The following is a 23,308-nucleotide window of genomic DNA, read 5'->3' as shown; positions in this document are numbered from 1 at the left end:
AAAGTGCGCAGCGAGCGACATAATAACGGGAGTCGCTAGGGAACTCACTCGTCGGCTCTGACTCTGACGCCTTCCGCGACTCGTTCACCGGGATGAGTGATCACCGTTTCGCCCGCCTCGAGCCCCGAGAGTACTTGGCTGACGAGCCCCTGGCGTCGCCCCAATTCCACTGGCCGGTGCACGGCGCGCCCCGCTTCGATCACGAAGACGCTCCACTCTCCCTGGTGGCGAAACAGTGCGCTGGTAGGCATCTGCAGGACCTCATCGGCCGACCAGACCAGAAATTCGGCATCGACACGAAAGCCGCTGCCCAGGCCCAGCGTGGCCAGGTCGAGACCATCGGCGAAGTCCACGATTACGGGGACCCGCTGTTCGTCCACGCCCAGCGCCGAGGTACGGGTGAAGCCGGAAGGCGCAATGCGCCTGACGTGGCCTGTCAGCGGCTCGCCGCCCCAGCCGGTGATGTTGACGCCCATGCCGGGACGCAGGCGCACGGCGTCCATGGAAAGCAGATCGACCTGAATCTCAAGGTCGTCGAGGCTGCCCAGCTCCAGGATCGGCTCACCGGCCGCGACGCTGCCCTCGCAACAGCGGTAGCGTGTCAGCACCAGCCCCGAGACCGGTGCGCGCACCTGAAGTACCGGTTGGTCCGACTCGCTGCGCTGGCCGCTGGCCACGGCGAGCAGTGCCCTGGCGCTTTCCACCTCGAAGCGCGCGACCTCGACCCCGGATGCCGCGGAATTTTCCAGCGCCCGAAGCCGGTCACGCTGGTTCTGGCGCTGCTCCAGCTCGGCAGTGGAGATGAGGCTGCGTTCATGCAACTGGCGATAGCGCTGATACTCGGCCTCGGCGAATCGCCGGTCGGCTCGTGCCGTCTCGAGGTTGGCCTGGGCGGCACGTAGCCGGGCCTGAGCGGCCAGCAAGCTGTCTTCTGCCTGCTGCCGAGTACGCACGTCCAGCGCTGGAGCAGGGCTCGGCTCGAGGCGGAACAGCGTATCGCCTTCCGCGACCCGGTCGCCCTCTTCGAGCGTCACGCGCTGGAGGAAACCCGTGATCGGTGCCGAGACGTTCCAGGTATCACGCAGGCGGGTACGACCCTCTTCGATGATCGAGTCGGTGAAAGGCCCCACGCTGACCCGCGCCACGTTGACCGGCACCGGCATGGGGCGCAGCGCCCAGGCCAGCAGGGCGAGCAGCCCGAGTCCCAGCGCGGCCCAGATGGCGTAGCGAATCCAACGGCGACCTTCATTCATGCTCTTCCCCCGTTCATGCTCTTTCCCTGTTGTGCTGGAGCCATGGACCGTCACTCCACGGCCTTGAGGACGCGTAGCTTGTCGAGACGTCCGAGGCGGCGGAAGACGAGGACGCCGACCACCACTGAAGCGATCAACACGCCTGCGGCTGCAAAGCCGAAGACCTGGGAGGTGAAGACCAGCGGTATGCGGAACAGGTCGTTGCTGAAAGCCGTATGCAGCAGGCGAACGAATACGCTACCGATGGCCCAGCCCAGCGGGATGGCTGCCAGGGTGAGCAGGGCGATCTCACCCAGCAGTATCCGCGAGACCTCCGCCCGGGTGTATCCCAGCACCTGCAGGGTCGCCAACTCCCGGGCGCGCTCGGCGAAGGCGATACGAGCATTGTTGTAGACCACGCCGAAGGCGATGGAGGAGGCGATGGCAACGAAGATCACCGCGAACATGCGCAGGGTCTCGTCCATGTAGTCGCGAATGCCGCGCTCGGCCTCGTTGAGCAGGCTGATCGAGGCCACCATGGGCATCTTCCACAGTGCGGCATGCAGCTCGGTAATGTATGCGGGGTCTATCAGCAGCCAGGCGCCGCTCACCGCAGGACCTTCATGCATCAGCGCGTTGAGGGTGTCGCGTCGCAGGTAGGCACCGACGCCCAGCGGTTCGTCCACCACAGCCGTCAGCGGCAGGCGCAGGCGCTCGCGCCGCCCCTCCATGACCGTCACGTCCAGCGTATCGCCGACCCTGGCATCGAGTATCCCCGCCAGGTGGCGTGTCAGCATGATTCCCGCTTCGGGCACGGATTGAGCCTGGCCACGGGAATCGAGCACCCGGCGCAGCTGTGGCTCCGGCTCCATTCCCAGCAGGCTGGTACGGTACTCGCGGTGGCCGTGAATCAGTGTCGCCGGCACCCGGCGCCAGGTTTCCACCGCCAGTACGCCAGGCTGTTGGCGCAATTCACCGGCTGCCCGTGCCGGTGTCGGTTCGTTGAAGGTGAGTTCGACGTCCATCTGCAGTACCTGGCGGTACTGCTGGTCGATCATCTTTTCCACGGCGGCGAGCTGGTAGGCGCCGATCATCAGCAGGCCGGCAGACAGGGCAATACCCACGATGGAGAAGCCGGCCTTGGCTGGATGCCGGGCCAGGTTGCGCAGCACGATACGTCCTTCGTTGCCGAGCAGGGCGGGGGGAACGCAACGCTCCAGCCAGCTGCGGCGAAAGCGGTGCGGAGCCGGCGGACGCATTGCCTCGGCGGGCGGACGCCTGACCGCCCGCCATACTGCATGCCAGGTGCCAGCCAGGGCGGCGCATAGCGTCACCGTGAACGACAGGGCCAATGCCCAGGCGGGTACGCCGAAGCGCATCTCGGGGAAGCGGAAATACGCCCGATAGACCTCGGCCAGACCGCTGGCGGCCCAGCCGCCAAGCGCAACGCCCATGACCCAGCCGAGCATGACGATCGATGCCGCCAGCAGGCCGTAGTGCCGAGCCAGTTCGGTGTCGCGATAGCCGAAGGCCTTGAGGATGGCCAACTGCTCGCGCTGGGTCTGGATGATGCGCCCCATCACCACGTTGAGCAGGAAGGCCGACACCGTCAGGAAGATCGTCGGCAGTACGGTGGCCATGATGCGCTGCTGGTTGAGCTCCTCCTCGATGAAGCGATGCGACTGCTGATCATGGCGGGTCTGCGCCCCGGTAGCGCCATAGCGGGCCAGCGCCAGGTCGAGGGCATCGATGATGTCGTCCTGACTGGCCCCGGCCTGCAGCGTCAGGCTGATGCTGTTGAAGGCCCCTTCCATGCCGTAGGCGCGGGATAGCGAACGCTGGTTCATCCATAGCACCGCATAGCGGCGATAGTCCGGCATCAGGTCGGTGGGAGCGGCCTGATAGAGAAACTCGGGACTCAGCGCGATACCGGAGATCGTCAGCCGGGTATGACGGCCGTTGACGATCGCTTCCAGGGTGTCGCCCGGTTGCAGTCCATGCGCTTCGGCAAAGGCATCCGAGACGACGGCCTGGTCGTCGCGCCCGGCTTCCGGCAGGCTGCCGCTCAGCAGGTGGAGTCGATTGAGCAGTGGCTGGCGGCCGTCGGGCAGCGACAGCAACTGGCCGCGCACCGGATCGCCGTAACCGGGTACCGCCAGCCGAACCGCGGCACGAACCCGAGGTTCGATCAGGTTGACGCCATCGACTCGCTGCAGCTGCTCGAGCACGCCCAGGGGAGCGCGCTTGACCTCGGCGAATACTTCGGCGAAGTGATGACTGGCATAGAACCGGTCGCGGGCACCGGACAGGGCTTCCAGGGTGGTAACGGCGAGAATCAGCGTCATCACGCCGCTGGCGATGACCAGGGCAATGGCCAGCGCCTGTCCCTTGAGACGCCACAGGTCGCGATACAGTTTGCGGTCGAGTGTCTGCATGCCTGTGTCCGTGGCTACCAGCGCAGCTCGTGTGGCATGCGGCGCTGGGCATTGACCTGCAGCTGCTCGACCCTGCCGTCGCGCAGGCGCACGATGCGATCGGCCATGTCGCCGATCACCTCGTTGTGGGTAATGATCGCCACGGTGGTGCCGGTTTCGCGATTGATACGCTCGAGCACTTCCAGCACCCGGATGCCGGTCTGGAAGTCGAGGGCGCCGGTGGGTTCGTCGCATAGCAGCACGTCAGGCTGCTTGGCCACGGCGCGGGCAATGGCAACCCGTTGTTGCTCTCCGCCAGAGAGCTGCGAAGGGAAGTGGTCGAGGCGATGCTCAAGACCCACCAGCGCCAGGGCCTCCTCGGGGGGCAGCGGGTGGCGGCTGATATCGGTGACGACGGCGACGTTCTCCCGCGCAGTAAGACTCGATATCAGGTTGTAGAACTGGAACACGAAACCGACGTGATGACGGCGAAAGCGGGTCAGTTCCCGGTGGTTGGCGCGTGCCAGGTCGATGCCTTGCGCCAGGGCCGGCGAATCGCTATTTGAGTGACGAGGGACGGAGCGATAAGAGTCGCGTGGGTCGCTCGGATAATAAAGCAGCGAGCCCTCACTGGGGATGTCCAGGCCGCCCAGGATGTTGAGCAGGGTGGACTTGCCCGATCCGGAAGCGCCCAGCATTACCACCAGCTCTGCCGCATGCAGCTCCAGGTCGACGCCGCGCAGCGCCTGGATGGTGATTTCGCCCATCGGGTAGAAGCGCTTCAGGCCGCAGGCCTGGAACACGACGCGGGACATGGCGTAGGGACTGCCTCATGTAAAGAATAGAAACAGGCTAGCACGACGAGGCGTCGACATATGGTTGATCGAGGTCAAGCAGCGTTCAGGTTGGCAAGGGTTAATGCGTGAACAGCTTCCCGCTCTTGTCCAGATCGAGGCGACGGTTGCGTCCGGCCAGCATGGCGAAGGCGGCAGCCGCGGCCACGATGAGCAGCAGCACTAAGGTGATGGCATCGAGAGAAACCTCGAGCTGCAACAGCACGCCCACGGCCAGCGGTCCCATGGCCGCCAGGGTATAGCCGCCGCCCTGGGCCAGGCCGGAGAGCTTGCCGGACAGGCGCGAATTGGCCGTACGCAGCACGATCAGGGTCAGCGCAAGGCTGAAGCTGCCACCCTGGCCCAAGCCCAGCAGCACCACGCCCGGCCAGCGCCATTGAATGTCGGCCTGCAGCAGCAGCCACAGGCCGCTTGCCACGCAGCCTAGCACCAGCAGCAGCGCCGGGCGCTGGTCGCGGCCGAAACGTGCGAGCCACGGTGCACCCAGCGCCGAGACCAGCTGCACCATGACCGAAGCCCCCATCAGCCAGCCGGCCTCGGCTTCGCTGTAGCCGCGGCTCTGGAGCAGCGTCGGCAGCCAGCCGAAGACGATATAGGCCAGCGAAGACTGCGTGCCCATCAGCAGCATCACCTGCCAAGCCAGCGGCTGGCCGAGCAGCTCGCGCATGCTGCCGCCGGCCTGAGGCGTCGTGATGGCACGTGGCGTGCGTGGCATCAGCGATACCCAGGCGACCAGGGCGATACCGGCGAGCAGGCCCCAACTGATCAGGCTGAAACGCCAACCACCCAGCAGATCGGCGAGAGGAATGCTCAGGCCCGCACCGAGAGCGCCTCCCAGGCACAAGGCCATGGTATAGACCCCCGTCATCAGGTCCGCCCCACCGGGCAGCTCGCGCTTGACCAACGCCGGAAGCAGTGTGCCGGCAATACCGATGGCGGCACCGGCAAGCAGGGTGCCGATGAAAAGCGACGGTACGCTAGGGGTGCCGCGCAGCAGTAGCCCGGCAATGAGGATCCCCAAGGCCAGGGTCAGGGTACGTTCGGGACCTATGCGCTTGGCGAGCCATGGAGCCAGCGGCGCGAAGACACCCAGGCAGAGCACCGGCAGCGTGGTCAGGGCGCCGATGGCCAGTGGCGAAAGGCCGGTATCAACCTGGATGCGCAGCAGCAGCGGGGCGAGCGAAGAGAGGGCAGGCCTCAGATTGAGTCCTACCAGCACCATCAACAGAAGAAACAGGATCAGGCGTCGTCGATTGGGGCGTGATTCAGTCGTCATGGCCCCGCCACTTGTCGGTTCCGCTGTCGGTGTCTTTTCGTTCGGCAGCGTCGCCTTCGTCGCGGCGGGCAATCAGAGGGTGCTCGTTGACGCCGCGCGGGTCGTAGTTGACCCGCCCGGGGGTGGCGGCACTCTGCACCTGACGGCGAATGTCGGAAACGTCCTCGACGCTGATGAGCTGTTCCTGATTGCCCAATACCTGGCGCTGGGTGACCAGGCGACCTTCGAAGGTCCAGCAGCGCTGGGGAGTCTGGGCGACGTACCAGTGGCGACCGTTCCAGTGGGCATGGCCCTGATCGTCCAACTGCAGGGCCTCGAGCGGCACCAGGGCGGCAAAAAGGCGGGCGTTGAGGACCAGGCCGCCGTTGGCCATGCTCACCGCGCCTTCGTAGCGACCGGCATGGAGGGCGTCGATGACGCTGCTGCGTTTGGCTTGAGGCTCGATGCTGCCCTGGCCGCAGAGATGCAGCAGGCTGTCATCGATCTGCTTGATGACCCAGACCGGAATCGGTTGCTTTCCGGTCAGCCATTTCAGCATGCTCGAGCCTCCTCGCGTCTGGTCGTGTTTGCTGCGTATTCAGTCGTTTGCGTTGCGCCAATCTATGAAGATAAGGATACGACGAACCGTATACCATCCCAGGCTCGCCGCCAACCGCCGTGCCCGTGCGGGCACCGTTCAGGCGCGTCGCGTACGCTGACCGCCGCGGCTGCGCCGACGACGCGGTGCCTGGCCGTCACCATTGGCCGCATTCCCATTGCCATTGCCATTGCGCTGGCTCGACTGGCTGCGATTGGCGCCGCCCTGGCCCGAACGGCCGCCGCGGCGGTTGCGTCCGTTCTCGATCGGCTCGGGCTTGGCGTTCGGGTCCGGTTCGAAGCCGGGCTCGATATGCTTTTCCAGGTCGCGCTTGATCAGTCGCTCGATCCCCTTCAGCAGCCCGTGCTCGTCGACACAGACCAGCGAGACCGCCTGGCCTTCGCTGCCGGCGCGGCCGGTACGTCCGATGCGGTGAACGTAGTCCTCGGCGACGTTGGGCAGCTCGAAGTTGACCACATGGGGCAGTTCGTTGATGTCCAGCCCACGCGCGGCGATGTCGGTGGCCACCAGCACCTGCAGGTCGCCACTCTTGAAGGCCGCCAGCGCCTTGGTACGTGCCGACTGGCTCTTGTTGCCGTGGATGGCCATGGCCGGGATCTCCTGCTTGGAGAGCTGTTCGGCCAGGCGGTTGGCGCCGTGCTTGGTGCGGGTGAAGACCAGCACCTGATGCCAGGCGTGGCGGGTGATGAGGTGAGCAAGAAGATCGCGCTTCTTGTCGCGATCGACCCGATACACCGCCTGATCGACGGTCTCCGCCGTGGTATTGCGGCGCGCCACCTCGATCTTTTCGGGGTTGTCGAGCAGCTTGGCGGCCAAGGACTGGATCTCGTCGGAGAAGGTCGCCGAGAACAGCAGGTTCTGACGTTTCTCGGGCAGCACCCGCAGAACTTTCTTGATGTCGTGGATGAAGCCCATGTCGAGCATGCGGTCGGCTTCGTCGAGCACCAGGATTTCCACCCGGGAGAGGTCAACGTGCTTCTGCTGGTGCAGGTCGAGCAGTCGCCCAGGGGTGGCGACCAGCACGTCGAGGCCGGGACGAATCGCGTCCACCTGGGGCTGCTGGCCAACCCCGCCGAAGATGACGTGACTCTTCAGGGTCAGGTGGCGGCCGTAGTCGGCCACGCTCTCGCCGACCTGGGCGGCGAGTTCACGAGTGGGCGTGAGCACCAGCGCACGAACCTGGCGCTGGCCGGGACGCGGGCCGCCGGCCAGGCGTTGCAGCATCGGCAGGGTGAAGCCAGCGGTCTTGCCGGTGCCGGTCTGGGCGCTGGCGAGCAGGTCGCCACCCTTGAGCACCGCGGGAATGGCCTGACGCTGGATCGGGGTCGGGGTGGTGTAGCCCTGCGCCTCGACGGCACGCAGAAGTTCGGCCCGCAGGCCGAGATCGGAAAAGAGGGTCATGCGGTCTCCGCAGATACGTCCTGGCCTCGCCGAGTGCGACATGCACATGACCAGTCCCGGGCCAAGACGTGAGAAATTCGGTTCAGGGGCGCGGCAGGAGGGACCACGGATCGCCGCGAGCCCGCATTATGCCACAGCACGGTTGAACATGCAGCAACGAGGGCGCTCACCGCGCCTGCCGGATACCCGAGGCGATCTCAGCGGCCACCTGGTCCCAACCGCTGCCCAGCGCGCGAACCAGGGCGGGGTAGCCGTCGTCGTCCAGCGCTGTCTGCTCATGAAAGCGCTCCATGGCCAGCAGACGACCATCGGGCGCGAGTAGTTGCCATTCGCCGCTGACGATGGCGAAACCTTCGTGGTGTCCCTGGAAGCGATCCACCTCGAGCCGCAGGCGCAGGGCCTCGCTGCGTCCTAGCCTGGCTTCGTCGTGCATGATCCGGGTGTCGGGGAGGTGCGTGGCGAGCCTGTCGCGCAAACCGCGTTCCAGCTGGCGTCCCAGTGGCTCGACCCAGAGGTGCTGGCGCGCGGCGTTGAGCGTTATGTCGTCGAGCTGCAAGACGATGCCATCGGTATCCAGATAGTGCGCCAGGCGCGGTGGCTGGACGATCAGCAGGCGGCTGGGATCGGAGGCGGCGCTCGGCAGCGCGGCTCCGCTGTCGGGCAGCATGTAGCGATTGGGCGGTTCCGTGGGCGAAGCGCAGCCGGTAAGCAGCATGCTCACCGTCACGACGAGCCAGATCATCCATCTCATGCCATGATTCCTTTCGATGCGACAAGGACAGCATAGTGCTTCATCGGGCGAGCCTCATCAGTTGCTGCGCGGGGCGCGGGGTATCGGATCTTCGGCGTCGAGACTGTCGAACAGCAGGGCCCGCGGGTTTTCGTTGAGCGTGCGCGTCACCGGCTGCAGGTCTCGCAGGGTTCGCTCCAGCCGCTCGGCCGCACCGGTCAGCTCTCGATAGGCGCTGGAATCCGGCGACAGCCCCTCCAACGTCTCACGCAGTGCTTCCAGCGAGGCGTTGAGGTTGGCCGGAAGGTTGCGCGTACCCGGATCGTCGAGCATCCCTTGCACCGAGGCACTGAGTTCGCGGACTTCGCCGAGCATGGCCTCGGAGGCCGTCAGGTTGCGCTCAAGACCTGCCAGCAGCGGCTCGATCTCCAGCGCGTTCAGTTTTTCCAGCAGCGCGGTGACCTGGGACTCGATCTGAGCGAAGCCAGTCGAGGTGGTGGGGAACACGGTGCGTTCGCTGAACGTTTCGGCGACGTAGTTATCCGCCTCTTCACGATAGAAGTTGATGTCGACGAACAACGATCCGGTGAGTAAATTGCCGGACTTGAGCGAGGCGCGCAGACCGCGACCGAAGAGGCGGTGGAAGCGTTGATCCCACTCCTCGAGGTCGATCTGCTGGTTCTCGATCCCCAGACGCTGCGGTTCGATGCGAATCAGCACCGGGATGGCGAAGCTGCCGCGGTTTTCCGGCTGGGTCGCGGTGAACTGCCACGGCACGCTGGCCACGGTGCCGATGCGCACGCCACGAAATTCAACCGGGGCGCCGCGAGAGAGCCCGCGCACGCTATCCTCCACCAGCAGCACGTACTCGAGGTAACGGTTGAAGGTACCCTGGCGCGCGCTCTCCTCGTCGGGGTAGAGATTGAAGGTGGCGCCATCCTCGACCGCCCGGCCGCGGGGGAGGTCGTCGGGAACGCCGAAGGTGACGCCTCCTCCCAGCAGTGCCTCGATCGATTCCACGTTGACGCGAATGCCATCGGCATCGAGGCGCAGGTCGACCCCGCTGGCCGACCAGAAACGAGTGCCGTCGGTAACCAGGCGGTCGTAGGGACTCTCGATGAAGATGCGCTGATTCATGCGCCGGGCTTCGGGATCGAAGTCGACCTCCTCGACACGCCCCACGGTATAGCCCTGGTAGGTGACCGGATCCCCCGTGCGCAGGGAGTTGCCGAGCTGGCTGATGAGGGTGACGCGTATCCCGGCGGCGTCGGCGGGGGCGATGGGAGGTTGATCGCTGACCTCGAACTCACGCTCGCCGGGCTCGCCGCTGCCCGGCTCTAGCTGAATGTAGGCACCGGAGAGCACCGTGCCCAACCCGCTGATCCCCTCGCGCCCGATGCGCGGCTTGACCACCCAGAAGCGGCTGCCTTCCGTCAGCAGAGCGTCGGTGTCGGGCGACATCCGCGCGGTGATCACGGCGTGGGACATATCTTCGGAGAGCTGTACGCGCTCGACCCGGCCGACCTCGACGTTGCGGGTCTTGATCAGGGTACTGCCGGCCTCGATGCCTTCCGCGCTGCTCATGGTCAGGGTGATCTGCGGGCCGCGGCTGCGGTAGTTGTCGTAGACCAGCCACAGCCCGATCAGCATGGCCACGATGGGCACGATCCAGATCGGCGAGAGGCGTAGCTGCGGCGTGGTACGCGCGCGGTGCATGTCGCTGTTGGCCTCGTTGTCGCGCGGGGTGTCGCTCATCCAGTGGTTCCTTGCGTTGCATGGCGGTCACGCGGCAGGGGCGTGTCCCAGATCAGGCGGGGGTCGAAGGTCATGGCTGCCAGCATGGTCAGTACCACCACAGCGGCGAAGGCCAGGGCGGCGGGGCCGGGGGTGATCGACATCAGCGTGCCGGCGCGAATCAGCGCCACGAGTATGGCGACCACGAAGACGTCGACCATCGACCATCGGCCGATGAATTCGGTCAGCCGGTAGAGCCAGGTGCGATGGGCGGCGTTGAGCTCATTGCTGCGCTTCACCACCAGGCAGAGCCAGGCCAGCGCCACCAGCTTGCCCACCGGTACGATGACGCTAGCCATGAAGATCACCACAGCCACCGGCCACGAGCCCATTTGTATCAGCTCAACCACGCCGCCGATGATGGTGGAAGGGTCGCTGTGGCCGAGGCTGGTGGTGGTCATGATGGGGTAGACGTTGGCCGGGATGTACATCAATGCGGCAGCGGCCAGCAGTGCCCAGGTACGCTGCAGGCTGTGCGGCAGGCGGGCGTGCAGCCGCTCCCCGCAGCGCAGGCAGTGTCCTCGACCGCTTGCCTCCAGGCGATTGACCAGCCCGCAGGTGGGGCAGCCGGCCAGGCCCTGGGGGGCGGCGGTGGTGCCGGTGCGGGTGCCCTCGGGCGCGAGCGGCTCGCCGGCCAGCGAGAACCACATCCAGTCCGAATCGATGGACTGGGTGGTGAACAGCAGCAGCAGGGCGAAGACGCAGTAGGCCCAGAACGAGAGGCCGAGTTCGATCTGCGCCAGGTCCGCCACCTTGATCAGGCTGACCAGGGCGCCAACGATGAAAACGTCGGCCATCATCCACGGGTTGAGATGCGCCAGGCTGCGGGCAATGTGCCGACTGGCCGGCAGAGGCTGGTCCTGGAGCAGGCCCAGTTGCAGCCACATGACGCCGAGCAGATAGAGGCCCGGCAGCACGGCGATCGTCATGATGACCGCAATCGCCACCAGGGGTTGATCGAAGCCGATCAGCGTGGTGGCCGTATGGGTCAGTTCGATACGGTTGCCGACGCCGCTGGTACTGAAGCTCACGAACGGAAAGGAGATCGCCAGCAGTAGCGCGACCATGGCCGCCATGGCCAGTGCCATGCTGCGCTGGGCGGGTTGACGGTGGCGAGTCGCCAAGGTGTGCCCGCAGCGTGGGCAGTTCGCCCGCTGGCCGGGGCTTAGCGGCGGCAGGGCCACGAGCCAGTCGCACTCGTGGCAGGCACGCAGCCGGCGGCGTGAGCTGCGGGCCTCCGGTGGGGCCTGATCGACCAAGGGGGCGCTGGGGACGAGTAATGGACGCTGAAGACGATAAGGCACTGACGAGTCGACTCGAATACTGGTGGAGCGAGGCTGCTCGCATCCTGTCATCGGAAAGCCGTGTCGGCTGCATCAAAGTGTGGCATGTTGACGCCCCGCGTACCATATACAAACATTCGCCCCTGAATGTTCCTTGAGGAGACGACATTGTTACTTCCCCTGTTGGCCGTGCTGGCTGGTCTCGTACTGCTGGTCTGGAGTGCCGAACGCTTCGTCGACGGAGCGGCGGCGACATCGCGACGTCTGGGTGTGTCGCCATTGCTGGTCGGCATGCTGGTGATTGGCTTCGGCACCTCGGCGCCCGAGCTGATGGTGTCTTCGCTGGCGGCGGGGCAAGGCAATCCGGGGCTGGCGCTGGGCAACGGCTACGGCTCCAACATCGCCAACATTGGCTTGATCCTGGGGCTGGTGGCGGTCGTCTCGCCGCTGGCGGTGCACTCCAGCGTGGTACGCCGTGAACTGCCGATTCTGGTAGCGGTTACGTTCTTGTCGGCGCTGCTGATGTGGGGCGGGATGATCGGCCGTCTCGAAGGCACCCTGCTGCTCGTGCTGTTGGCCGCCATGATCGGCTACAGCATTTGGCAGGCTCGTCGCAGTGGGTCCGACCCCCTGGCAGACGAGACCGAGGAGAGCCTGCAGGCGCATCCCATGTCGCTGCGCCGCGGCGTGATCTGGACCGTCGTTGGCCTGGCATTGCTGGTGCTGAGTTCGCGTGTGCTGGTGTGGGGAGCGGTGGAGATCGCCGTCGGCTTCGGCGTCAGCGACCTGATCATCGGCTTGACCATCGTCGCCGTCGGCACCTCGCTACCGGAACTGGCGTCCTCCTTCAGCGCCCTGCGCAAGGGCGAGCACGACTTGGTGGTGGGCAACGTGGTCGGCTCCAACCTGTTCAACACCCTGGGCGTGGTGGGCCTGGCCGCGGTGATTCATCCGATTGAGGCGGGCAGCGAGGTGCTGCTGCGCGACTGGACGCTGATGACCGTGATGACGCTGTTGATGACCGTCTTTGCGATCGGCTGGAAAGGGCGCCCCGGGCGCATCAACCGCCTCGAGGGCGCGACGCTGCTGGCGCTGTTCATCGGTTATACCGTTTTCATGGTGCATCTGGTCCTGCGTAGTGCCGGTGCACTCTAGCGGGACCGCACGACGCTGCTGCGACATCCCGACACATCGGTAACCCGCGACCCGGCGCCTGCGCTCTAGTAGGCTTGAGTGCAAGCACACAATGCGGTGACGAGTATTGATCCAGGACAGTGTCAAGGCATGTAGGGTTTTGTAAGTTTCGCAACCCTGCATGTCTCACTGTTCTAGGCTCTTGGTACACCCAGCCGAGTGTCGAGGTGGAATGCGTCACGACATGTCCAGGAAGGACGTGGTCGGAAGCACAACAACAGCACCCCGTGTGCTTTCGCATCCCTTGAGACGTTGACTCTTTCGCAGCCAAGAGGTACGTCATGGAGCTTGATCCGGTATTGCTCTCGCGACTGCAGTTCGCCTTCGTGGTTTCCTTTCACGCCATCTTTCCGGTCTTCACCATCGGTCTGGCGTCCTATCTCGCCGTGCTTCACGGTCTCTTCTACAAGACGCGCAATCCCGCCTGGGACCGCCTGGCACAGCTGTGGACCCGGGTCTTCGCGGTGGCCTTCGGCATGGGGGTGGTGTCGGGCATCGTCATGTCCTTCCAGTTCGGCACCAACTGGAGCAACTTCTCCCAGGCGAGCGCCAACTTCATCGGGCCGCTGCTGAGCTATGAAGTGGTCACCGCCTTCTTCCTGGAGGCCGCATTCCTCGGCGTGCTGCTGTTCGGGCGCGGTCGGGTTCCCCAAGGCGTCCATCTGTTCGCCGCCATCATGGTGGCGTTGGGCACCTTCATCTCCACGTTCTGGATCCTGGCGGCCAACAGCTGGATGCACACTCCAGCCGGCGTCGATTTCACCGATGGCGTCTTCCGCGTCACCTCCTGGACCGAGGCGATCTTCAACCCCTCGTTCCCGTTCCGCCTGGCCCACATGGCGCTGGCCTCGTTCATTACCGGCGGTTTCGTGGTGGCCGGTGTGAGCGCCTGGTACCTGCTGATCGGTCGCGATGTCGAGGCCAACCGCAAGGCCCTGTCGATGTGCCTGTGGCTGCTGCTGGTGTTGATGCCGACCCAGGCGCTGGTCGGCGACTTCCATGGGCTGAACACCCTCGAGCACCAGCCAGTCAAGCTTTCCGCCATGGAGGGGCATTGGGAGACTCGCAGCGCGGTACCCTTCCTGGTGTTCGCCGTGCCGGACCAGGAGGCTCAGGAGAATCGCTTCGAAATCGGCATTCCCTACGCGGCAAGCTTGATCCTGACGCATGATCCGAACGGCGTGGTGCCGGGGTTGAACGAGGTGCCGCCGGAGGAGCATCCACCGGTGGCGATAGTCTTCTGGGCGTTTCGCGCCATGGTCGGTCTCGGCCTGCTGATGATCGCCGTCTCGCTGGCAGGGCTCTACCTGCGTCGCGGTGGCAGGGTCTACCATTCGCGTCCCTATCTCCAGACGCTGCGGTTGATGTCGGTGACCCCCTTCGTCGCCGTGCTTGCCGGCTGGATCACCACCGAGTCGGGGCGGGCGCCGTGGCTGGTCTACGGCATGATGACCCACGCCGAGGGGGTGACCCCATCGCTCACCGGCGGCATGGCGCTGTTCACCCTGATCGGCTACATGGCGGTCTATGGGGTGATCTTCTATGCCGGTACCTATTACCTGACGCGGGTCATTCGCTACGGCATGCAGGATAAGGAAGACGACCAGGTGATCGACGACTTCGAGACGCCCAAGCGTCCCTGGTCGGCGACCCACACGCCGTTCGACGCCGATCCGACCGAGAAGGGGGCCTGATGATGGAAATGTTCGACCTATCGCTGATCTGGGCGCTGATCATCGGCTTCGGCATCATGATGTACGTGCTGATGGATGGCTTCGATCTGGGGCTCGGCATCCTCTTTCCGTTCGCCCCGGACGAGGACGCTCGCGACGTCATGATGAACTCCGTGGCACCGGTGTGGGATGGCAACGAAACCTGGCTGGTGCTGGGGGGCGCGGGGTTGCTGGCGGCGTTTCCGTTGGTCTACTCGGTATTCCTGCCGGCGCTGTACATCGGCGTGTTCCTGATGCTGGCGGGCCTGGTGTTTCGCGGCGTGGCCTTCGAGCTGCGCTTCAAGTCGACCCGCGGCCGTCGCGGCCGCCGGCTGTGGAATCTCGCCTTCAGTGGCGGCTCCGCAGTGGCGGCCTTCGCCCAGGGCGCCGTGGTGGGCACCTACATTCAGGGCTTCGCCACCGAGAACAGGGTCTACGTCGGTGGGCCGTTCGACTGGCTCACGCCGTTCACGCTGCTGACCGGTGTCGGCATCATGATCGGCTATGCGTTGCTCGGCACCACCTGGCTGATCCTCAAGTCCGAGGGTTATATCCAGCAGTGGGCCTATCGGCTGACCACGCCGCTGCTACTGGCCGTACTGGTGATCTTTGGCATCATCAGCATCTGGACGCCGCTGGTGAATGTCATGGTCTGGGAGCGTTGGTTCGGCCACCTTCACGTGATCTGGGTGCTGCCGGCGCTGACACTGTTGAGCATGTTCACGGTGTACTGGGCCTCGCGCCGCGGTCACGAGGTGCTGCCGTTCATCGCCACGCTGGGGATTTTCCTGTTCACCTACCTGGGCCTGGTGGTCAGCAAGTGGCCCTGGATCGTGCCGCCCAACTACACCATCTGGGACGCGGCCTCGGCGCCGGAATCTCAGCTCTTCCTGCTGATCGGCGTGCTCTTCGTGCTGCCTTTCGTGCTGTTCTATACCTTCTGGTCCTACTGGGTGTTCCGCGGCAAGGTGCGTGTCGGCGAAGGCTACCACTGAGCCGATGATGCGCGACGCCCGATCGGCCTCCTCGCCGCGGCAGTGGCTGGCGGCCCATGCCGTCGGCCAGCGCCGCTGGCTGGGTCTGGCGGCGATGGCCGGGGTCGCCGTCGGCGCACTGACGATCATCCAGATGGCGCTGCTGGCCTGGATCGTCAGCCGTCTGCTGGTCGTCGGCGATTCCCTGGCGGCACTGACCTGGGCATTTCTCAGCTTGATCGCCGTGCTGGTCGCAAGGGCATTGTGCCAGTGGGGCCAGGAAGTGGCCGGTCAGGAGGCGAGCCTGCATATTCGCGATGCGATTCGCGGCGAGCTGCTGGAACACCTGGCCGCCATGGGGCCGGTACGGGCTGGCGCGAGGCATAGCGGCGCGCTCGCCAACCAGCTGGTGGAGCAGGTCGAGGCGCTGGACGGCTACTTTGCCCGTTTCCTGCCGCAACTGCGCCTCAGCGTGATCGTCCCGCTGCTGATTCTCCTGGTCGTCGTGTGGCTCGACTGGCTGGCAGCGCTCTTCCTGTTGCTCTCCGCGCCCTTGATTCCGCTGTTCATGGCGCTGGTCGGCATGGGCGCGGAGCGGCTCAACCGCGAGCAGTTTGCCGCCGTCAGCCGACTCTCGGGGCACTTTCTCGATCGGGTGCGAGGCATCGCCACGCTGCAGCTGTTCCACCAGACCCGCGAAGCCGGCGAGGAAGTGCATGAGGCCGCGGATCGCTATCGGCGCCTGAGCATGCGCACGCTGCGGGTGGCCTTTCTCTCCTCGGCGGTACTCGAATTCTTCGCCTCGGTGGCGATTGCCGTGGTCGCGATCTATGTCGGCTTCGGCCTGCTGGGCTACATCGAGTTCGGTCCCGCCGATGAGCTGACGCTGTTCAGCGGCCTGCTGATCCTGCTGCTGGCGCCGGAATTCTTCCAGCCGCTGCGAACCCTGGCCCAGCACTATCATGACCGAGCAGCGGCCCTGGGGGCCGCCGATGGCATGCTGGCGCTGCTTGCCGAACCGGTGCGCCGGGTCGAGGGCAGTGCAGCGTTGCCGTCGGCTGACGAGCGGCTGGTGAGCCTGGAAGGCGTGACACTGTCGCATCCGGGGCGCGGTCGAGTGCTGGGGCCGCTAAGCCTCGAGGTAACAGCCGGCGAGACGCTCGTCGTCACTGGGCCCTCAGGGGCGGGCAAGTCGGCCTTGCTGCAGTTGCTGGCGGGCTTCGTGGCGCCCGACGAGGGGGCGCGGCGCACGCAGGCTGGTCTGGCGTTCGCCTGGATGGATCAACGTCCGGTGCTGATCCATGGCAGCCTGGCCGACAACCTTCGCCTGGCCGCGCCCGAGGCGAGCGAAGCCGACCTGCAGCGGGCACTCGAACGTGCCGGGCTCGCCAAGCTGGTGGCCACGCTACCGCACGGGCTCGAAACGCCGCTGGGGGAGCGGGGCTCGGGCCTGTCGGGAGGCCAGACGCAGCGTCTGGCACTGGCTCGCATATTTCTCTCGGACGCCAGCCTGGTGCTGCTCGACGAACCAACCGCGAGCCTGGACGAGGCGAGCGAAGCGCGGGTCATCGAATCGCTGACCAGGCTGGTCGAGGAGGGCAGGTCGCTGGTCATCGCCACCCACCATCCCGCCCTGATGGCCATGGCGAGCCGGCGGCTCGAACTCGATGCAGGCGCTATCAAGGCCCAGGCAACGGGAGTTCCTCTCCATGAGTGAGACGCTGAAAGCCACCCTTTCCCCTTGGCTGCGACTGCTTGCGCGGCGCCCGCGGCGGCTCGCCATCGGCGTGCTGCTGCTGGTGGTGACGGTGTTCTCGGCGGTGGGCCTGCTGGCGCTGTCGGGCTGGTTCATTGCCGCCAGTGCACTCACTGGCATCGCCCTGGCGATGGGCCTCGCGGCAAGCCTTGATGTCTACGTGCCCGGCGGCGGGATACGCTTCTTCGCCGTCAGTCGTACCGTGGCACGCTACCTGGAGCGGCTCTACAACCACGACACCGTGCTGCGCCTGCTGGCCGACCTGCGCGGTCGCCTGTTTGGCGCCATGGCCAGACTCGATGACCGCAGCCTGGCCCGGCAGCGCTCCAGCGACTGGCTCAACCGCCTGACCGCCGACATCGATACCCTCGACAGCCTCTATCTGCGCCTGCTGGCCCCGCCGGCGGTGGCGCTGGTGGCGGTCGTGCTGGTCGCTGCCTTCCTGGCGCTATGGGTTCCAGCGGCGGGGCTGGCGGTCGCGGCGCTGTTGCTGCCCACCTGGGTTTGGCTGACGGCCGGCCAGGCGCGGCTCGGCATGGCCGCGAGCCGACGCCAGGTCGGTCACCTCCAGCGCCTGCGCAGCCAGGCCATCGAGTACCTGACCGGCTTAGCGGAACTCGAAGCCTACGGCAGCCGGGCCTGGCACCGGCGCGGTTTTCGTCAGCGGGAGCACGCACTGCGGCGCGACCAGCGGCGCACAGGCAGGTTGGCCGGTTTCGGCACCGCGCTGGTGAACCTGATGGTCGGGCTGGGCATGGTCGCGACGCTGTGGTTGGCGGCGGCGGCCTGGCAACAGGACACGATCGACGGCCCCATTCTGGTCATGCTGCCGCTGGCGGTGTTCGCCATCGGCGAAGCGCTGGCGCTGCTCCCGCCAGCCTTTACCCAGCTAGGCGCGACCCGTGGCGCGGCCGAGCGGCTCAATGCGGTGGAGCGGGCGAGCGAAAGCGTGCCCGAGGGCGGTAACGTCGAGCTGCCCGCCGGTGCACTGTCCGTGCGGCTCGAGGCTGTCAGCCTGCATTATCCCGGCGCGCTTGCGCCGGCGCTGCGGAACATCGCGTTGGAGCTGATGCCGGGCGAGAGACTGGCGCTCAGCGGGGCTTCCGGTGCGGGCAAGAGCAGCGTGGCGGCATTGCTGACCCGGCGGCTTCCTCCAAGCCAGGGGGCGATTGTCCTCGCGGACGTGCCGCTCGAGCAGGTCGACGAACGTTCGCTGCGTGAGCGCGTCGCGATTCTCGGCCAGCGCATCGACCTGTTCCAGGGCAGCCTGGCGACGAACTTGCGGCTGGCGGCGCCGGAGGCCAGCGAATCCCGGCTCTGGCAGGCCCTGGCCGCGGTCGAGCTGGCGCAGTGGGCGGAAAGCCTGCCGCATGGGCTGGCCACCCGGGTGGGTGAAGGAGGGCGCGCCCTGTCAGGCGGCCAGGCACGGCGCCTGGCTCTGGCGCGGCTGATGCTGCGCGACCCGGGGCTGGTCATCCTGGACGAGCCATTCGCCGGCCTGGATGCCGATACCGTGGCACGCCTGTCGCCACGGCTCGACCAATGGCTTCAAGGGCGCAGCGTGCTCTACCTGGTGCATCAGCTCGACGGCGGCGGTTTCGAGCCGCCGGGCATCACCCGCGAGCGGCGTCTCGAGCAAGGAGAATTGACCGTTTGCGCAAAATCCGAGTATCCATCAGGATAAAGGGATAAAGGCAAAGAGGTGCACCATGCGCGACTTCCTGAAGCGACTGCCGAAGGTCGAACTCCACCTGCACATCGAGGGCTCGCTGGAGCCGGAGCTGATGTTCGCTCTGGCCAGGCGCAACGGGGTCGAGTTGCCCTTCGCCTCTGTCGAGGAGGTGCGTGCCGCCTATGACTTCCAGGACCTCCCATCCTTCCTCGAGCTCTATTATCGCGGCATGAGCGTGCTCAAGCGCGCCGAGGATTTCCACGACCTGGCCATGGACTATTTTCGGCGTGCCCATGCCGAAGGCGTGGTGCACGTGGAGATGCACTTCGACCCCCAGGCCCACCTGGCCCGCGGCATCGAACTCGACGTCGTCATGGAGGGGCTCAGCCTGGCGCGGCGCGAAGCCGAGCGTGAGCTGGGCATGTCCACGGCGCTGATCATGGCTTTCCTGCGCGACCGGCCTGCCGACGAGGCGATGAAGGTACTCGAGAGTGCCGCTCCCTATTGGGAAATGCTCGATGCCGTGGGGCTCGACAGCGCCGAGCGCGGCCACCCGCCCTCCAAGTTTACCGAGGTATTCCAGCGCGCCAAGATGCTGGGAATCCCCCGGGTCGCGCATGCCGGCGAGGAGGGACCGCCCGACTACATTCGCGAGGCCCTAGATCTGCTCGACGTATGCCGTGTCGACCACGGCGTGCGCTGCCTGGAGGATCCCGACCTGGTCGCGCGGCTGAGAGACGAGGCCATCGTGCTCACCGTCTGCCCGCTTTCCAACGTACGTTTGAAAGTGGTGGAGCGTATCGAGGATCATCCCTTGCCGCAGCTCCTCGACGCCGGGCTTAGGTTGACCCTCAATTCTGACGACCCGGCCTATTTCGGCGGCGGCATGCTGGACAACTTCGTCGCCTGCCACGATGCCTTCGGCTGGTCGAAGGAGACCTTCATCCAGCTCGCCGGTACCGCCATCGAAGACGCCTTCATGAGCGACGCACGCCGTCTCGAGCTGCATCGGCAACTGGCCGAGAGCACCTGAACGACAGCGCCCCCGGCGGTTGCCGGGGGCGCATCCCCCTTGCTTTCTGCCCCAGAACGGCGATTCAGGGCGTGCCGCTACCGACTCAGGGCAGAGCCGGCACCTCGAAGTCGGGCATCTCACCGGTCAGGCTATGCAGGAAAGCGGTGATGTCGGCGATAGTTGCATCGTCGAACTCACGATTGAGCATCTCCTTGCCCATGATCGCCACGGCTTCCTCGAGGGTCTCGGTGGCGCCGTTGTTCATGTACGGATAGGTCACGCCGACGTTGCGCAGCGTGGGCGTGCGGAACTTGTGCATGTCGGCTTCGTTACCGGTGACATCGAAGCGCCCTACATCGGTGGAGCCGGGTACCTGGATGGCGTAGAAGTTGCTGTCGGTGAAGGCCGGGCCGCTGTGACAGGCGATGCAGCCGTTGTCGACGAAGGCCACCATGCCGTCCTTCTGCTGCTGGCTAAGCGCGTCCATGTCGCCCCGTAGGTAGCGATCGAACGGTGAGTCCGGCGTGTTCAGCGTGCGCTCGAAGCTGGCGATCGCCATCGCCAGGTTATCCTTGTTGATCGGGTTCTCGTCACCGGGGAAGGCGGCGGCGAATTTTTCCTGATAGAGCGGGAAGCCGTCGAGGCGCTCGATGGCCATGTCGAGGGCCATGGCCATCTCGATGCTGGCCTGGATCGGGCCCAGCGACTGGCCTTCGAGATCGGGCTCACGACCGTCCCAGAACTGCGCGCCGAGGAAACCGGAATTGAGTACGGTGGGCGTATTGCGCTCGCCGATCTGGCCGTCGTGGCCGGTGGCGCGCGGTATGCGGTCGCTCCAGCCCAGCGCCGGGTTGTGGCAGGTGGCGCAGCTGATCACCCCACTGGAAGATATCCGCGGCTCGAAGAACAGCATGTTGCCGAGTTCGACCTTCTCCTTGGTGAGCGAGTTTTCCGCCGGTATCGGCGGCAGGTGGGGCAGCGGCTCGAAGCGGTCGCGATAGTTGCCGAGGCCGTCGTCGGCGGTGGCACCGGTAGCCGCCAGAGCGGCGCTCAGCGACACTGCTGCGGCGAGACGGGTCGGCCGGACGAGAGCGTGATGTGTCATGACGAATCCCCTTGGTTGCAAGCTAGAGACGGTTTTAGCCTGTTATGCAACATCAGGTTACGGATGCGTCTTGAGCCGTATCAACCAAGTGAAATAGTCGGAATGGAGTGCTTATTGAGGTGGGTCAAACTTTACTTCGTTCCCGCTCTTACGGACGAACAAACGCTTGTCTTCAGGTTGCTGAGTGTGATCCTCGATAGCAGTCTGAAAAAGGTTGGTAATGGGGCCGGCTTTCGCCGGCCCGCTCCCTCTCAATGCGTTGTTACCAGCATCACCACGCTCAGTGCGGCTGAGACCCACATGGCCGGCTTGATGTCATACAGCTTACCGGTGGCGAGCTTGATCAGCACGAAGCTCAGGAAACCGAAGGCGATGCCCAGGGTGATCGAGTAGGTCAGCGGCATCAGGATGATCGCCAGAAAGGCGGGGAACGCCTGCTCGAACCGCGACCAGTCGATCTTGCTGATCGGTGCCAGCATGAACAGCCCGACCAGCACCAGTGCCGGCGCCGTGGCGATGCCGGGCACCAGCGACAGCAGTGGCGAGAGGAACAGGAAGGGCAGGAACAGCAGGGCGATGGTCACCGCCACCAGCCCTGTGCGGCCACCCTGGGCCACGCCCGCGCCGGACTCGATGAAGGTCTGCGCCGCACTGGTGCCCAGCGGGGCGGCGATCATCGAAGCGAAGGCATCCACGGTCATCGAGCGCTTGAGGTTGCGCGGGTTGCCGTTCTTGTCCTTGAGGTCAGCCGACTCGGACAGCGCCATGAAGCAGGAGAGCGCGTCGAAGAAGTTGGTGAACAGCATCACGAAGATGAACGGCAGGTAGGCGACCTTCAGCGCGCCCCAGATATCCACCTTCATCACCGCGCTGAAGTCCGGCCAGGCGGCCAGGCCGTTCCACTCCACCACAACGTCGCCGCCCCACATCCTGCCCATGGGAGTGGCCAGTAGGGTGGTCAGGGCGATACCCAGGATCAGGGCGCCGTTGAAGCGCATGATCACCATGATGGCGGTGGCCATCATACCGATGAAGAATGTGATCAACGAGGCGTCCATATTGCCCAGCGTGACCAGGGTGGCATCGCTGCCGACGATGAACCCAGCATTCTTGAAGCCGATGAAGGTGATGAACAGACCGATGCCGCAAGTGATGGCGTAACGCAGCGAGGGCGGAATCGCATCGATGATCGCCTCGCGCACGTTGAACATGGCCAGGGTGGCGAACAGCACGCCGGACCAGAACACGCAGCCCAGCGCCACCTCCCACGACAGCCCGGCGCCCAGCACCAGGGTATAGGTGAACAGCGCGTTCATGCCCATGCCCGGCGCCACCAGAATCGGGTTGCGGGCATACAGCCCCATCGCCAGGCTGCTCATGAAGCTGATCAGCACCGTCGCGGAGAGAGCGGCGGAGAAGGGGATGCCGGCGTCGGAAAGGATCGCCGGGTTGACCACGATGATGTACATCGAAGCCAGGAAGGTGGCGATGCCCGCCAGGATCTCGGTCTTGAGGCTCGAGCCGCGACGGCTCACGCCGAAGTAAGTGTCCAGCCAGTGGGCCTTGCCTGTGGCCTGCCCGAGGGACTGGCCATCAGCCTTGTCGGCCAGGGTAGAGGAGGTCGGTTCCATAGCTTGTGTCCGTTGTTGTTGGATGGCGTCGTCGAATAAGGGTTATGGGGTGTCCTGCGACATGCCTGACCGTTTGGTCAGGCTGTGCACGGCTACAGCCTAGACGTTATTTGACCGATTGGACAGGTGGGTTGCGACCAAGGTCGTAGAGGCAGGCGGGAAAGGTTTCGAGGGAGAAGAGGGGACGTAAGTACTGAAGGAGGCGTTGCCCTCAACGTTTCGCTTGGTTACGGTAGGTGAAGAGCCGCAGAAGACGGCTTACGTGATCAAGACGTACTCAGGGATGCCGCATTAGGGATGATGGGAATCGTCATCCATTCTGCCAGCAGGGCGGTAGCGTCCCTGAAATTCCCAACTCAACCAAACGGGCTATGTCGCCCGGCGAACTCAGCCTCAGCACTTGCCTCTGCATCGTAGAGCGTTCTGTATGCACATTATTTGGCTTCTTTGTATAAGAAAGTGTGCATACAGTATATTGATTCCGGCAGAACGCGCGTGCTCGCGAATTCAGCATAGGTGGCTGAGCTATGCTTAAGTGAATGAAAAATCAATGAGTTGGGAGAAAGGAAGCGCGTCAGGTAATAGTGTTGAACGCTCAGGGGTGTTCATCAATATCGGACGTGCAGTCCAATCACTGTTAGGGCCCGAAAGATGATTCTGCGTGATA

17 protein-coding genes are annotated in these 23,308 nt (G+C 65.2%); 6 read left to right on the top strand and 11 right to left on the bottom strand.

Features of this window, described 5'->3' with window-relative positions:
• Nucleotides 1–44: 44 nt before the first annotated feature.
• From HNO53_RS11160 to HNO53_RS11120, 9 genes are all read right to left on the bottom strand, one after another.
• Nucleotides 45–1,253, bottom strand: a complete 1,209-nt coding sequence (locus HNO53_RS11160) for an efflux RND transporter periplasmic adaptor subunit (protein ID WP_209472193.1) — start codon at nt 1,251–1,253, stop codon at nt 45–47.
• 50 nt (nt 1,254–1,303) lie between these two features.
• Entirely contained in the window at nt 1,304–3,667 is a 2,364-nt protein-coding gene (locus HNO53_RS11155) for an ABC transporter permease (RefSeq protein ID WP_209472192.1), read from the bottom strand.
• A 14-nt stretch (nt 3,668–3,681) separates the two neighbouring features.
• Nucleotides 3,682–4,461 (bottom strand): ABC transporter ATP-binding protein, encoded by a 780-nt coding sequence (locus HNO53_RS11150; RefSeq protein WP_209472191.1) that lies wholly within the window; start codon nt 4,459–4,461, stop codon nt 3,682–3,684.
• A gap of 100 nt (nt 4,462–4,561) precedes the next feature.
• Nucleotides 4,562–5,776 (bottom strand): MFS transporter, encoded by a 1,215-nt coding sequence (locus HNO53_RS11145; protein ID WP_209472190.1) that lies wholly within the window; start codon nt 5,774–5,776, stop codon nt 4,562–4,564.
• Entirely contained in the window at nt 5,766–6,314 is a 549-nt protein-coding gene (locus tag HNO53_RS11140) for a hypothetical protein (protein ID WP_209472189.1), read from the bottom strand. Before HNO53_RS11140 ends, HNO53_RS11145 begins: the two co-directional genes overlap by 11 nt.
• A gap of 138 nt (nt 6,315–6,452) precedes the next feature.
• Complete coding sequence (locus tag HNO53_RS11135) at nt 6,453–7,775, bottom strand: DEAD/DEAH box helicase (RefSeq protein WP_209472188.1); 1,323 nt, start codon at nt 7,773–7,775, stop codon at nt 6,453–6,455.
• 166 nt (nt 7,776–7,941) lie between these two features.
• Nucleotides 7,942–8,526 (bottom strand): PqiC family protein, encoded by a 585-nt coding sequence (locus HNO53_RS11130; RefSeq protein WP_209472187.1) that lies wholly within the window; start codon nt 8,524–8,526, stop codon nt 7,942–7,944.
• Nucleotides 8,527–8,583: 57 nt separating this feature from the next.
• Nucleotides 8,584–10,260: an intermembrane transport protein PqiB gene (gene pqiB, locus HNO53_RS11125; protein ID WP_209472186.1), complete on the bottom strand. Its 1,677-nt coding sequence runs from the start codon at nt 10,258–10,260 to the stop codon at nt 8,584–8,586.
• Nucleotides 10,257–11,558, bottom strand: coding sequence for a paraquat-inducible protein A (locus HNO53_RS11120; RefSeq protein ID WP_242597402.1), 1,302 nt, complete (start codon nt 11,556–11,558; stop codon nt 10,257–10,259). Before HNO53_RS11120 ends, pqiB begins: the two co-directional genes overlap by 4 nt.
• Nucleotides 11,559–11,750: 192 nt before the next feature.
• Between HNO53_RS11120 and HNO53_RS11115 the strand changes: the two genes are divergently transcribed.
• The 6 genes from HNO53_RS11115 (at nt 11,751) to HNO53_RS11090 (ending at nt 19,923) form a co-directional block, all read left to right on the top strand.
• Nucleotides 11,751–12,737 (top strand): calcium/sodium antiporter, encoded by a 987-nt coding sequence (locus HNO53_RS11115; protein ID WP_209472184.1) that lies wholly within the window; start codon nt 11,751–11,753, stop codon nt 12,735–12,737.
• Nucleotides 12,738–13,057: 320 nt separating this feature from the next.
• Complete coding sequence (locus HNO53_RS11110; protein ID WP_209472183.1) at nt 13,058–14,470, top strand: cytochrome ubiquinol oxidase subunit I; 1,413 nt, start codon at nt 13,058–13,060, stop codon at nt 14,468–14,470.
• A gap of 2 nt (nt 14,471–14,472) precedes the next feature.
• Nucleotides 14,473–15,483 (top strand): cytochrome d ubiquinol oxidase subunit II, encoded by a 1,011-nt coding sequence (gene cydB, locus HNO53_RS11105; protein ID WP_209478615.1) that lies wholly within the window; start codon nt 14,473–14,475, stop codon nt 15,481–15,483.
• Between the two features lie 4 nt (nt 15,484–15,487).
• Nucleotides 15,488–17,179: a thiol reductant ABC exporter subunit CydD gene (gene cydD, locus HNO53_RS11100; protein ID WP_209478614.1), complete on the top strand. Its 1,692-nt coding sequence runs from the start codon at nt 15,488–15,490 to the stop codon at nt 17,177–17,179.
• On the top strand, nt 17,172–18,902 hold the full coding sequence (cydC, locus tag HNO53_RS11095; RefSeq protein WP_209472182.1) for a thiol reductant ABC exporter subunit CydC: 1,731 nt from the start codon (nt 17,172–17,174) through the stop codon (nt 18,900–18,902). Before cydD ends, cydC begins: the two co-directional genes overlap by 8 nt.
• A 25-nt stretch (nt 18,903–18,927) precedes the next feature.
• Nucleotides 18,928–19,923, top strand: coding sequence for an adenosine deaminase (locus tag HNO53_RS11090; protein ID WP_209472181.1), 996 nt, complete (start codon nt 18,928–18,930; stop codon nt 19,921–19,923).
• Between the two features lie 85 nt (nt 19,924–20,008).
• Here HNO53_RS11090 and HNO53_RS11085 read toward each other — a convergent pair whose 3' ends face one another.
• Together HNO53_RS11085 and HNO53_RS11080 are read right to left on the bottom strand one after the other, a co-directional pair.
• The gene (locus HNO53_RS11085) at nt 20,009–21,010 is read right to left on the bottom strand and encodes a cytochrome-c peroxidase (protein WP_209472180.1); all 1,002 of its coding nucleotides are present in this window, start codon (nt 21,008–21,010) and stop codon (nt 20,009–20,011) included.
• Nucleotides 21,011–21,261: 251 nt separating this feature from the next.
• The gene (locus HNO53_RS11080) at nt 21,262–22,641 is read right to left on the bottom strand and encodes an NCS2 family permease (RefSeq protein ID WP_209472179.1); all 1,380 of its coding nucleotides are present in this window, start codon (nt 22,639–22,641) and stop codon (nt 21,262–21,264) included.
• Nucleotides 22,642–23,308 lie beyond the last annotated feature (667 nt).

This window comes from Billgrantia antri (genome assembly GCF_017868935.1).
Taxonomy (GTDB): Bacteria; Pseudomonadota; Gammaproteobacteria; order Pseudomonadales; family Halomonadaceae; genus Halomonas; species Halomonas antri.
This window is presented reverse-complemented; position numbering and strand designations above follow the sequence as displayed.